The sequence below is a fragment of the Gordonia sp. B8661-1 genome (assembly GCF_059427765.1).
The window spans coordinates 72,183-84,928 of record NZ_JCAHRL010000007.1 but is presented as its reverse complement, the minus strand read 5'-3'; the positions used below and the strand labels follow the sequence as shown (position 1 = coordinate 84,928).

The following is a 12,746-nucleotide window of genomic DNA, read 5'->3' as shown; positions in this document are numbered from 1 at the left end:
TCCCGTAGGCCGCTGACCTGGAGCGATGAGGCCTCTAGCGTCGATGTCATCCACCAGAGGAGGACATCATGTTCATCATCGTCTCGGCGCTCCTCGCCATCGGGGTCATGCTGTGGCTCCTGCATGATCCGAAGGGGCACGACATGGATTACCGGGCTCGGGAGTTCGATGCCGCGTTCGCCCGTCGGGAAGGAAGGGCCGTCGGGGGCTCGACAGGCGTTCTATCCTCGACGGGGAGGTGTAGTCGATGACAACCACCATTCGGGGGTCCGCGGTCCGGCGGGGAATCCGCACGGACCACTGGTATCACGCGCCCGCCCATGCCTCGTCGGGAATCGGCATCGCCACCGACGGCGCGGGCCCGGTGGCGATGGTGCCACCCAAGCGGTTCCGCCCGCTGGGCAGCTTCTCGACATCGCTGAATTTCGTTCAGCGACAAGGCGACACATTGTTCGCCGACGCCATGCGCGGTCGGGAGGTGCTGCACTACGCACTGGCCGGCGGCCCCGGCCCCGTGGTCGTGGTCTACAAGCCCGACTACATCAAATCGATCATGACGGCCGACGAGACGGTCGCACCGTCGGCGACACACCAGTCGCCGCTCCGGCCGATCGTCGGTGGTGAATCCGTGCTGACGTCGATCGGCGAGCGGCACCGCAAGCAGCGGGCACTGCTGTTGCCGCGATTCCACGGTCGCGCCATCGCCGCCTATCAGGACAGCATCGACCGCGCGACCGACGCGGCGCTGCGCGACTGGCCGGTCGGCGAGACGATCCGGCTCGGTGACCTCACGCAACGCATCACCCTCGACATCATCATGGCCGCCATCTTCGGGCTGCCCGATCCCCGGGACGCGACCGCCGCGGAACGGGCGATGCGCAAGGACATCCTGTTCCTGCTTCGCATGTCGACGACCCCGATCGCGACCGCCAATCAACTCGCCAACGCGAGACGCGAAGACCCCATGGGACCGCTCAAGCTCCTGCTGCGGCGGATCGACCGGAAGGTCATGCGGGTGCTCGCCGAACGCCGCGCCGCCGATGACGCCGAATCGCGCGACGACATCATGGCGTTGCTCCTGTCCGCCCGCACCGACAACGGTCAGCCGTTGTCGGACAGGGAGATTCGCGACGAACTGATGACATTGCTGCTTGCCGGCCACGAGACCACCGCGAACCAGATCTCCTGGACCTTCGAACGCCTGACGCGCACACCCGACGTGTACCGCGACGCGCGGGACGCGGTGCGGGCCGACGACACCGACTATCTCGACGCCCTGCTCAACGAGTCGATGCGGTCGCGTCCGGTGGTGCCGATTGTCGCGCGACATCTGTTGGAGCCGTGGCAATTCGGCAACACCTACATCGAGTCCGGGATGACCGCGCTCATCAGCATCCTGCTGCTGCATCACCGCGACGACCTGTACCCGCGTCCCTTCGCCTTCGAGCCCGAGCGCTTCCTCGGCGTGCGCCCCAATCCGCACGAGCTGATGCCCTTCGGGGGCGGTATCCGCCGATGCCTCGGCGCACCACTGGCGATGGCCGAACTGAAGACGGTCGTCGGCGAGATCCTGCGACGCGTCGATCTGCGGACCACCACCGAGCCCGCCGAACGTGCGCGCCACCGCAACGTCACGATGATCCCGCAGGACGGGGGACTGGTGTACGCGACCGCCGTCCGATGACCGGAGTCCGATAATCTCGACCCCGTGTTGCTCTCCGATCGTGACATCCGCGCGGCCATCGACGACGGCAGCCTTGCCCTGGACCCCTACGATCCGGCGCTGGTCCAGCCGTCGAGCGTCGATGTGCGTCTGGACGGCCTGTTCCGCGTCTTCAACAACACCAAGTACACGCATATCGACCCCGCTCAGCGACAGGACGACCTGACGAGCCTCGTCGAGCCCGCCGAGGGCGAGCCCTTCGTCCTGCATCCGGGTGAGTTCGTCCTCGGGTCGACGCTCGAGGTGTGCAGCCTGCCCGACGATCTGGCCGGCAGGCTGGAGGGCAAGTCGTCGCTCGGCCGTCTCGGTCTGCTCACGCATTCGACCGCGGGATTCATCGATCCCGGATTCTCCGGGCACATCACGCTCGAGCTGTCGAACGTGGCGAACCTGCCGATCACGCTGTGGCCCGGGATGAAGATCGGGCAACTCTGCCTCATCAAACTGTCGAGCCCGGCCGAGAATCCGTACGGCAGTGCGTCGGTCGGCTCCAAATATCAGGGGCAGCGCGGGCCGACGCCGTCCAAGGCCTACCTGAATTTCACCAAGCCGTAACGTCATCGGGTGCCGTTCACCATCCGGCACCGGTTCCGCCACGTCGACGTTCCCGGCACGCAGGAAACCGCGCGTACTCACTGAGACATGAAGCTCACAGTGATCGGCTGCGGTTACCTCGGTGCGACCCACGCGGCGTGCATGGCCGAACTCGGCCACGACGTGCTCGGTGTCGATGTCGACGGAGAGAAGGTGCGTCGTCTGCAGGACGGTGAGGTGCCGTTCTTCGAGCCCGGACTCGCGGATGTGTTGCGCCGCAACATCGCTGCCGGGCGTCTCCGCTTCACTACCGACTACCGCGAGGTCGCGGCCTTCGCGACGGTGCACTTCCTCGGTGTCGGCACCCCGCAGCAGCCCCGCGGATACGGCGCCGACCTGCGGCACGTCGAGGCCGCCGTCGACTCACTCACGCCGCTGCTGCGCGGCGAACACCTGCTGATCGGCAAATCCACCGTTCCGGTCGGCACGGCGGCCGCGCTCGCGCAGCGCATCGACGTGCTGGCCGCACCCGGCACCCGGGTCGAGGTGGCCTGGAGCCCGGAGTTCCTGCGTGAGGGCTTCGCCGTCGAGGACACCCTCGAACCCGACCGGCTGGTGCTCGGTCGCGACCCGGAGGACCCCAACAGCATCGCCGACCAGGTGACCGCGGAGATTTACCGCGACATCCTCGACGCCGGGGTGCCGCTGATCCGCACGGACTGGGCGACCGCCGAACTGGTGAAGGCGTCGGCGAACTCGTTCCTCGCCACGAAGATCTCCTTCATCAACGCCATCAGCGAGATCTGCGAGATCGTCGGTGCGGACGTGTCGACACTGGCCGACGCCATCGGCTACGACCAGCGGATCGGTCGCCGATTCCTCAACGCAGGTCTCGGTTTCGGCGGCGGCTGCCTGCCCAAGGACATCCGTGGCTTCATGGCCCGTGCCGACGAGGTGGGCGCGGAGCATGCCCTGCGGTTCCTGCGGGAGGTCGATTCCATCAACATGCGCAGGCGCACCGCCATGGTCGATCTCGTCTCGGAGGCCAACGGCGGAGAGGTGCTCGGCGCCAACATCGCCATCCTCGGTGCAGCATTCAAGCCGGAGAGCGACGACGTCCGGGATTCGCCCGCGCTCAACGTCGCCGGTCAGCTGGCGCTGCGCGGCGCCTCGGTCACGGTCTTCGATCCGAAGGCCATGGACAATTCGCGGCGCATGTACCCGATGCTCTCCTATGCGTCGAGTGTCTCCGAGGCGTGTGAGCAGGCCGACGTCGTCGTCGTGGCCACGGAATGGGCCGAGTTCGTCCACATGGTGCCCGACGAATTGTCCGCGGTCGTGCGCGGCAAGGTGATCGTGGACGGGCGTCGGTGCCTGGCGCCGTCGGCGTGGCTGGACGCCGGCTGGGCATTCCATTCGATCGGCGGTCCGATGCGGGCGACGGGTGTTCCTGTACGCAACTTTCCGGTCACCGGTGACGCTTCCGAAGCAGGTCATTCGGCCGTCGTAATGGCACCTACGTCACAGTCGGCGACCCGCTGAGCCGTGCTAGCTTGGTAACCCTGAGCACCTCTGTGGGGCAGTGGTGCGGATCACCTGTAAACGCAGCCGGGGGTTTCTCGGGGGGAGCGACATGGACGAAAGGCATCCGACGGGATGACCGATGACGAATCGGGGGTTGATGGGCCGGTAGTGCCGTCGACCGGTGCTGACGAGCGCCCACTCGGCCCGGCCGAGCTCGCCGACATCGCCCGCCGCCAACTCGGCCGCGGGATCCCGAACGATCGTCCGTTCCTCTTTCTCGACCTGCGTGACGACGGCCTGCGCATCGTCACCATCGACTCCGCCGACGGACTCGCACTCGACGATCACCTGGTCACCACCATCCGTCCGTCGGTGCTCGATCATCAGCTCTCCGACCATCTGGTGCGCACCGGCCGCGTCGATCAGCCGACCACCGAGGCGTGGGCGAAGGAACTACTCGACCTCGCGGGCCGCGGCCGTGCACGTCTGGCCACCCTCGACGGCACCTTCATCATGGGCCGAGACCATGTGAAGTTCTTCCGGGTGGCCCGCCGCGATCTCGATGTGGCCACCGCGTCGACCGCGGCCATCGCCGTGCAGTACGCACTCGAGGCCGCGGCCGCCTCACCCGAGACGGTGTCATCGATCATTCTCGGTCCCCGCCACCAGATCTGGCCGGGTTTCGCCGCGGTCCTGACCCAGACCGCGGGCCTGCCCGTCATCGCGATCGAACCGGTCGCGCACGGCGTCACGCAGACCGCGCCCGATCCCGTTCGCGAACGTCCGGCCGAACCCGCCATCCGGGCATCGGTCGTCCGTGCGAACTCCGGCGGCCCGGCGATCACCCGTGCCGCCGCCGTCTCGCCGTCGGTGACCCGCTCGGCCGGTGCGAGCGCCCCGGAACCCGAGCCGACACCCGTCGCGACGCCGGAGCCGCCGGCCGCCACGACCACCAGGTCGTCGCGGAACGGTCCGGAGACGGTCGAGACCGACTTCGTCTCCCGGATGGCGCAATCACTGCGTGCCGACCCGGTCACGGCCGAGCCCGCCGCCGAGGACACCGTCGCCGACGCCGACGAGCGCGACGACGACCTGATCGACGAGGACGGCGCGGAGGACGCCTGGGCCGACGATTCCTGGAGTGCGGGAAGCGGTTCGGAGACGACCCGCATCTCGACCGGTGGCGACGGGGATTCCGTCGTGCGCGCACGCGGCGACGCCGACCGCCTCGACGCCGATGTGTTCAAGACCGAGGTCGTCCGCACCGAGGTGATGAAGGCCGATGTGGTGCACACCGAGGTGCTCAACGCATCGGTCATCAATGCCGGTTACATCAACACCGATCCGTCGCTGGTCAACGGCACCGCGGGGACGTCGCGGCACACGCCGGAGCGCACCAGCCCGCCATCGCGGAGCGCAGCTCCCGAGGCATTCGTACCCGCACCGCTGTCGTCGTTCGGTTCCGGACAGTCGGATGCCACCGGAAGCTGGGGAACGAGCCCGGCCACGAGTGCCGCGTCACGCACGACGGGTGGCGCCATCGTCAAACGGCAGCCGCACCTCGAATGGAAGAAGTGGCGTCCGGGTCGTCGCGGACTGATCGGGATCGCGCTGGCCGCTGCTCTCGCCCTCATCGTCACGGCCACGGTGTTCGCCGTCGGCGGTGACGACGAACCGTCCACCACGCGGGCCGCGGCAACCTCGTCGGCCCCCGCGTCCGTCGCCGCACCCCCGGCGACGTCGACACCCGAATACGCTGATCCGGTGGAGAACGCGCAGGCCCGCAAGCCGGCGCTGCGGTACACACCGCCGCCCCCGCCGCCTCCGGTGGCCACGCAGCAGCCCCAGCAGTCCGACGGAGGCACGTATCGGCGCGCCCCGCGTCCGCGCGCCAAGCCACGGCCGCGCACCATCCCGAACCCGATCCCCGGACTGCCGCCCATCAGGCTGCCCTGATCCGGGCGGACGCAGAGGTCAGACGGGTTCGCAGTCGGAATCCGAGTTGCCCAGATATTCGGTGAGCTGACGGCTCATCTCCCGGTCCAGCGCACGGTCGAGAGCGTTGTGGACCGACACCGCACCCGCCTTGCGTAGATCGCCGAGCAGATCGGCCGCGCTGTCGGATTCGGCCGAGGTCTTGGGCAGCCAGCCATCGGCGCGGTCCTCCGCGAACGCCCGTCGACCGGCCGAGATCAATGTGTTTGCGGCGCTGGCCATGTCGACGTCGAGGCGACTGTGTACGTCGAGTATGCGGGTCAGCGACAACCCGCGGGCGATCAGGCGGCCGTAGGCGTCGACCGTCTCCTGGTCCAGGATCCGGTACCGCACCGGATCGGTCCCCTCCTCGGGCTCGATCAGGCCGAAGCCGGTGAGCTTCTCGAAATGCTCCGGTCCTTCGAGATGAAGGAGTTCGGTCAATTCGGCCGCCGACATGGTGGATGACCGGCTGCTCGACCACTTCTCGGTGACCACATCGCGCAGCCCGAGGATGTCCACCAGATCGTCACCGCGCTGCAGACCGCGCAGGAAATCGGAGATGTGCCGGATGGTGAAACCCCTGCCGAGCAGGTCATTGATGATCCTGAGCCGTGACAGGTGTGCTTCGGTGTAGATCGCGATCCGCCCGCGACGCAACGGCCGGGGAAGAAGCCCGCGGTCCTGATAACCGCGCACATTGCGGGTCGTGGTTCCCGCCTCCCGAGCCAGGTCGTCGATGCGGTACTCGGTCATTGCCACATTGTTTCAGATTTACGGAGGCACATGCGCAGTACTGCGGGATCGTGAAATTAGTACGAGATCATGACATTCCGCGTGCGACCAGTCCGAGGATGTTCTCGTAGACCTCCGCCGAATCGATGAACGGCGGATAGGCTCCCGCGAGTTCGAGCGCCACCGCGCCGTGCACGCAGGACCAGATCTCGGCGGCGTAGGTGACCGGATCGCCCGCGCGGATCACCCCGGCGGCCTGTCCGTAGCGGACGATCTCGACGAGCGTGTCGAATGCGCTCCCGGCGGCCGCCTCGTCGGCCTCGCACTCGGCGGAGAACATCAGCGAGTAGAGCGTCGGGTACGTCAGGGCGAACGCACGATAGTTGCGCCCACTGTTCGTCAGCCTCGTGACGGCGTCCGCGTCATCCGCCGCGATGGCCTGGGCGAACTCGGTAAAGCCATCGGAGACAACCGCATTCAACAATCCGACCTTGCCGTCGAAGTGGTTGTACACGCCCATCGGGGCCACCCCGGCCTCGGCCGCCACGGCGCGAACGGTCAGGGCGGAGACGCCGTCCCGCTCGACGAGTCGACGTCCCGCGGCCAGGAGGGCGGCGCGCACCTCGGTGGCCGGGGTGCGGCCTGCGGGGGCGCTTCGTGGTGTGCGTGATCGTGCGGCGGGCATATTGACAATCTACTAGAACGATGTTCTTCTTGTGTAGAACAACGTGCTACTGATGTAGATCAACGTCCTATCTTCGAACTGATCCGATACGCCGACAAGAGGATTCGTCATGTCCGAATCGAACAAGTGGGTGGCCCTGGGTGCTCTCTGCTTCGCCGAACTGCTGGTGATGGTGGACAACACCATCGTCAACGTCGCACTGCCCACGATGGCGCGTGAACTGGATGCCGGCATTTCCGGCCTGCAGTGGATCGTCGACGCCTACACGCTGGTGTTCGCCGGCCTGCTGCTGACCGGTGGCTACCTCGGCGACCGATTCGGCCATCGCCGGATGCTCGTCACCGGCATCGTCGGCTTCATGGCGGTCTCCGCGCTCGCCGCGTCGGCGCAGGAACTCAGCCAATTGATCGGCGCGCGTGCGGGATTGGGTGTCTTCGCGGCGCTGGTCTTCCCGGCGACGCTGGCGATCATCGTCCATCTGTTCACCGATCCCCGGCAACGCGGTGCGGCCGTCGGCATCTGGGCGGCCACCTCCGGTGTCGCCGTCGCCATCGGCCCGGTGCTCGGCGGCTGGCTGCTGGAGCACTTCTCCTGGCCCGCGGTGTTCTGGGTCAATCTGCCCATCGGTGCGGCGGCGCTGGTCGCCATCGCCCTGGTCGTGCCGGCCACCCGCCCGGACGGTGTGGGACCTTTCGATTTCCCGGGTCTGTTGCTGTCGGCCGCCGGACTCGGACTGCTCACCTACTCGGTCATCGAAGGCCCGCACCGGGGCTGGAGCGACCGCTGGACGATCCTCGGATTCGTCGTCGCCGCACTCCTTCTCGCCGTCTTCGTCCGGCGACAGCTCCGCATCGATCATCCGATCCTGGACGTCCGGTTGTTCGCCAACCGGCACTTCGCAACCGCCGCGGGCATGATCAGCCTGGCGTTCTTCGCACTGTTCGGCTTCATCTTCCTCATCACCCAGTTCTTCCAGGCGGTCAAGGGCTACGGACCGTTGGGCGCCGGTGTGCGAACCCTGCCGTTCGCCCTGGTGATGGCCGCGTTGTCGCCGGTGGCGATGGCCTTGTCGCACCGCTTCGGACCGCGTCCGACGGCAGTCGCCGGCGCGCTGCTGATGTCGGGGGGATTCGCCCTCGTCGAATTCGCGTCCACGGAATCCACCTATTGGGGACTGATCATCTGGTCGATGTCCCTGATGGCCGCCGGGCTGGCGTTCATCTCGGGTCCGTGCACCGACGTCATCATGGCCGCGCTGCGACCGGAGCAGGCAGGCGCGGGGTCGGCCGTCAACGACACCACCCGCGAGATCGGCGGGACCTTCGGTGTCGCCGTGCTCGGATCGATCCTCACGTCGGTATACGTATCCGGGGTGGGGGACAGGTTGTCGTCGCTGGGGCTGCCCCGCGACGTCCGGGAGATCGCGCAGCAATCGGTGATGGCGGGCGTGGAGGTCGCCGACCGTGCGCCCGCGCAGTTCGCGGACGGTATTCGCCTGGCCGTGCGTCAGGTCTTCATGGACGGCCTGCACCAGGCGGTCTGGGCGTCGGTGGTCATCACCGCCGTCGGCGCGGTGTGCGCGTTCTGGCTGCTGCGCGGACTGCCCACCCGGCCGGACCCCGTCGAGCAGGCGCCCGAGGAGCAGACCGACTCACAGGTCGAGGGTGAGATCCCCGCCGGCACAGCGTGATACACAGGTCAGCAGATAGCCGGCCTCACGCTCCGGTTCGGTGAGGATGTTGTCGCGATGATCGACCTCACCGGATATCGAACGCACCTTGCAGGTACCGCAGAAGCCCTGCTGGCACGAGTACGGGACGGACGGCATGACCCGCCGGATCGCGGCGAGCGCCGACTCGTCCGCGGCCACCGGGACCCGTTCGCCGGTGGAGGTGAGTGTCACCGTGAACGGGCTCCCGTTCTCCACCGGGGGCGGACTGAAACGTTCGTAGTGCAGTTCGATGTCCGCGCGGTCGCCCAGGTGCCGGCGAAGATGCTCCAGCATCGGCACCGGGCCGCAGCAGTACACCGCGAGACCCGCTGGGGCCCTGCCGGTTTCCGGGTCGGCGGGGCCGAGGAGTTCGGCCATCGACGGCAGGCCCGAGTCGTCGTCGGTGCGGATGGTGACCTTGTCGCCGTAGCGTGCGACCTCGTCGCGGAACGGGATGGAATCGGGAGTGCGGCCGGTGTAGATCATCGACCAGTCGAGCCCGAAGCGTTCGGCGACGGCCAGCATCGGCAGGATCGGTGTGATGCCGATACCCGCGGCGACGAACCGGAGCTTCGTCGCCGGGGAGCCGTGTCCCGGGAGCGCGAGAGGAAAGGCGTTGCGGGGTCCCTTGATCCGTACCGTGTCGCCGACGCCGATGGTGTCGTGCACCTCGACGGAACCGCCGCCGCCGTCGGGGATGCGGCGCACCGCGATGCGGTAGGTGTGCTGGTCGGCCGGATCGCCGCACAGCGAGTACTCGCGCATCCGGCCGGACGGCAGCAGCAGATCCAGATGCGCTCCGGGATACCAGCGTTCGAGCGTCTCGCCGTTCGGGGCCGCGAAGGTCAGTGCGACGACGTTCTCGTCCTCGGCCACCACCTCACGACCAATCACCCGGAGTTCGGTGATGCCCTCGTCCGTGGCGATGGGGCGCAGGGGCGCCAGGGGGCGCCACAGCCGAAGCCAGACCTTCGCCGCGAGGGTCGCGGTGACGAGGGCGGGATCACGCTGCCACCGGCCGTACAGGTGCGGCGGTGGCGTGCGCATCGACGTGGTGTGCGGATGTGCGCGCTGATTCATCGGCGTCGGGCTCTCACTCCGCGTTACGGGCGGCGGGTGACGATGCCAGATAGGCCACCGCCTGTGCGGTGTCGCCGATCTCGTCGGGGTGGAAGCCCGGCCGGAAGTAGCTGAAGGTGTTGAAGATGATGCTGCGCATCGACGGCAGCACCCCGGCACGGACGCCACGCCAGTAGCGGAGCTGGACCTGCGCCAGGTTGTACGACATCGACGGATCGTTCTTCACGATGAAGCGCAGACCCCGGTAGATGACGAACAGGAGGGCGGGCAGGACGACCAGCATCGAGCGCCCGCGGCGCAGGTAGCTGTCACCGAAGTAGACGGCGACCTCGTGGGCCACCGCCCGGTGCTCCACCTCTTCGGCCCCGTGCCAGACGAAGAGATCGCGCATCGTCGGCTCGGCGCCGACCTCGGCCCAGCGGTTGTTGAGGGCGAAGTCGCCGAGGATCGCGGTGTAATGCTCGATCGCGGCGATGAGCCAGAGGCGCTCCACGAGATGCTTCCGGCGTGCGGATGCCGAGCCGGTCGTCATGGGGCCCAGGATCTTCCGGAACAGCCACTCGGCCTGCCGGATGAACGGGCTGGGGTCGATGCCGTGGGCCTTGAGGAATTCCCACAGCACATGCTCGTGCGCCTCGGCGTGCATCGCCTCCTGCCCGATGAACCCACGCATGGTCGCGGCCAGTTTCTCGTCCTTGACGAGGGGCAACGCCTCGTTGAAGGTCTGGACGAACCAGCGTTCACCTTCGGGCAGAAGGAGATTGAGCACACTCACCACATGCGACGGGACCGGATGTCCCGGAATCCAGTGCAGCGGCGTCTCGGACCAGTCGAAGGAGACGTTCCGCGCATGCAGTTCGACGGGACCGGGATCGGTGTGCGCGTGTGCGGCTGAAGTCATGTTGTTGTCCCCCTGTCAGTTTCGAGTGATCTTCTGGCGGGCGGCCATCCGGGACAGCCACGGCGTGAACCGGTACACGCGGTAGCCGATCTTCGCCTCCGGGGTGACCGGGACGACCGCTTTGTCGCCGATGATGGCGGCGACGATGTCCTTGGCCACGCGGTCCGGGGTGAAACCGCGCTTCTGGTACATGCGGTCCAGGCGATCACGTTCGGCCGCTTCGGTTTCCGGGTCGTCGAAGCCGGCGATCGGGGTCGCGCCCACGATGTTCGTGTCGACGATGCCCGGGCAGATGGCGGAGACGCCGATCCGGTGTTCGGCCAGTTCGGCGCGCAGCGACTCGGAGAACAGCAGGACGCCTGCCTTCGCGGCCGCGTACACCCCCAGGCCGCGCTGCGGGGTGAAGGCCGCGGCGGAGGCGAGATTCACGATGTGACCGCCCAATCCGCGTTCGACCATCTGCTTGCCGAAGGCCCGGCTGCCGGAGATGACGCCGCGCAGGTTGATGTCGAGCAGTCGGTCGATCTGTTCGTCGGTGGCGTCGAGCGAACCACCGGCCAGCCCGACGCCCGCGTTATTGATGACGATGTCGGCGACACCGTGACGCTGCCGCACGGTCTCCGCGAACGCGGTGACGGCGTCGGTGTCGGAGACGTCGAGCCGGTACACCGTGGCCTCGGTGCCGGATGCCCGGCATTCGCGGGCGGTGGTCTCGGCGCCTGCCTCGTCGATGTCGGCGAGCACGAGCGCGCAGCCCTGTTCGGCGAGCGCGTAGGCGGTCTGCCTGCCGATGCCGCTACCCGCTCCGGTGATGACGGCGAGCTTGCCGGACAACGCCTTCGGCGAGCCGATGAGGCGCAGCCGGGAGACGTCGTCCGCGGAACCGGCGGGTGTGTCACCGATCTGATCGAGGATGAAGCTCCGTGCGATACCGGCCAGATAGTCGGGCTGCGTATAGGGCAGCCAGTGTCCGGTCGGCGTGCTCCGCCGCCAGAGACGCTGCGCATGGGTGTGGGTGTGGTCGAAGATCGCGGGCCGCAGAGCGATGTCGCGTTCGTTGATGATCTCGAGGACCGGAACGGTCGTCGGCCGCGGATCGGGACGACCCAGCTTCGGGCGAATGTTGGCGCGGTACAGACGAAGTCCCGAGATCATGTCGGCGCGCAGGGTGTCGCCGACGACCACGTTCTCCTTCGGGGTGCCCTCCACGCGGTACAGGAATTCACGCCAGACCGCGGGCGAGCCGGTTGCGGAGAAGAAGAGTCTGGGCAGTACCGGCAGCTGGAAGAACGCGGTATAGGCCGACGATGCGATCTGTGACAGTGCGTGGCCGATGTTGCGGGGCGTCGGACGCGTGATCATGCGTCGTGCCCACTCGCCCAGATAATCGAGATTGGGTCCGGACACCGAGACGAAGGATGCGAAACGCTCACTCGCATCGGGCCGGGTCACGGCCTCCCAGGCCTGCACCGACCCCCAGTCGTGGGCGATCAGGTGAACGGGTGCGTCCGGGCTGATCGACGCGGCCACCGCGTACAGGTCGTCGGCCAGTTCGGACAACCTGTACGGCGCGTCACCCTCGGGGCGGTCGCTCTCGCCGAAGCCGCGACAGTCCAGTGCGACAACCCGGAAGTCCTCGGCCAGGGCGGGCGCGACGTGACTCCAGAGGTGATGGGTGTCGGGCCAGCCGTGCACCAGGAGCACGGTGGCCCGGGGCGACCCCTCGCGTCCCGGACCGTCGGGCTCGAATACGGCCAGTGTGATGCCGTTGTTGGTGACCTCATGCTTGTGCCACTGCACCGTCGCGCTCCCCTCCGACCAGATCGAACGGGGATAGACGTTACCAACCGTCACAGCAAAAGTGAAGATTTACGTGTGA

Annotated in this window: 10 protein-coding genes; 5 read left to right on the top strand and 5 right to left on the bottom strand. The window is 67.7% G+C overall.

The window, feature by feature from the left end; all coding sequences use genetic code 11:
• Positions 1 to 247 precede the first annotated feature (247 nt).
• From AC4JJG_RS15285 to AC4JJG_RS15270, 4 genes are all read left to right on the top strand, one after another.
• On the top strand, positions 248 to 1,684 hold the full coding sequence (locus AC4JJG_RS15285) for a cytochrome P450 (RefSeq protein WP_495398592.1): 1,437 nt from the start codon (positions 248 to 250) through the stop codon (positions 1,682 to 1,684).
• Between the two features lie 24 nt (positions 1,685 to 1,708).
• Positions 1,709 to 2,278 (top strand): dCTP deaminase, encoded by a 570-nt coding sequence (gene dcd, locus AC4JJG_RS15280; RefSeq protein WP_495398593.1) that lies wholly within the window; start codon positions 1,709 to 1,711, stop codon positions 2,276 to 2,278.
• An 87-nt stretch (positions 2,279 to 2,365) separates the two neighbouring features.
• On the top strand, positions 2,366 to 3,799 hold the full coding sequence (locus AC4JJG_RS15275) for a UDP-glucose dehydrogenase family protein (protein ID WP_495398594.1): 1,434 nt from the start codon (positions 2,366 to 2,368) through the stop codon (positions 3,797 to 3,799).
• A gap of 114 nt (positions 3,800 to 3,913) precedes the next feature.
• Positions 3,914 to 5,737: a hypothetical protein gene (locus AC4JJG_RS15270; protein ID WP_495398595.1), complete on the top strand. Its 1,824-nt coding sequence runs from the start codon at positions 3,914 to 3,916 to the stop codon at positions 5,735 to 5,737.
• Positions 5,738 to 5,755: 18 nt separating this feature from the next.
• On the opposite strand, the gene AC4JJG_RS15265 is transcribed toward AC4JJG_RS15270, so the two are convergent.
• Together AC4JJG_RS15265 and AC4JJG_RS15260 are read right to left on the bottom strand one after the other, a co-directional pair.
• Positions 5,756 to 6,511, bottom strand: coding sequence for a MerR family transcriptional regulator (locus tag AC4JJG_RS15265; protein ID WP_495398596.1), 756 nt, complete (start codon positions 6,509 to 6,511; stop codon positions 5,756 to 5,758).
• 67 nt (positions 6,512 to 6,578) lie between these two features.
• Entirely contained in the window at positions 6,579 to 7,175 is a 597-nt protein-coding gene (locus tag AC4JJG_RS15260; RefSeq protein WP_495398597.1) for a TetR/AcrR family transcriptional regulator, read from the bottom strand.
• Positions 7,176 to 7,284: 109 nt separating this feature from the next.
• On the opposite strand from AC4JJG_RS15260, the gene AC4JJG_RS15255 reads away from it, so the two are divergent.
• On the top strand, positions 7,285 to 8,865 hold the full coding sequence (locus AC4JJG_RS15255) for an MFS transporter (protein WP_495398598.1): 1,581 nt from the start codon (positions 7,285 to 7,287) through the stop codon (positions 8,863 to 8,865).
• On the opposite strand, the gene AC4JJG_RS15250 is transcribed toward AC4JJG_RS15255, so the two are convergent.
• Genes AC4JJG_RS15250 through AC4JJG_RS15240 form a run of 3 tightly spaced genes read right to left on the bottom strand, consistent with a single transcriptional unit; the run spans position 8,827 to position 12,721 of the window.
• Complete coding sequence (locus AC4JJG_RS15250) at positions 8,827 to 9,966, bottom strand: PDR/VanB family oxidoreductase (RefSeq protein WP_495398599.1); 1,140 nt, start codon at positions 9,964 to 9,966, stop codon at positions 8,827 to 8,829. The genes AC4JJG_RS15255 and AC4JJG_RS15250 overlap by 39 nt on opposite strands.
• A 13-nt stretch (positions 9,967 to 9,979) precedes the next feature.
• A complete protein-coding gene (locus tag AC4JJG_RS15245) occupies positions 9,980 to 10,867 on the bottom strand; it encodes a metal-dependent hydrolase (RefSeq protein WP_495398600.1) in 888 nt (295 codons plus the stop codon).
• Between the two features lie 15 nt (positions 10,868 to 10,882).
• Positions 10,883 to 12,721, bottom strand: a complete 1,839-nt coding sequence (locus AC4JJG_RS15240) for an SDR family oxidoreductase (RefSeq protein WP_495398601.1) — start codon at positions 12,719 to 12,721, stop codon at positions 10,883 to 10,885.
• Positions 12,722 to 12,746 lie beyond the last annotated feature (25 nt).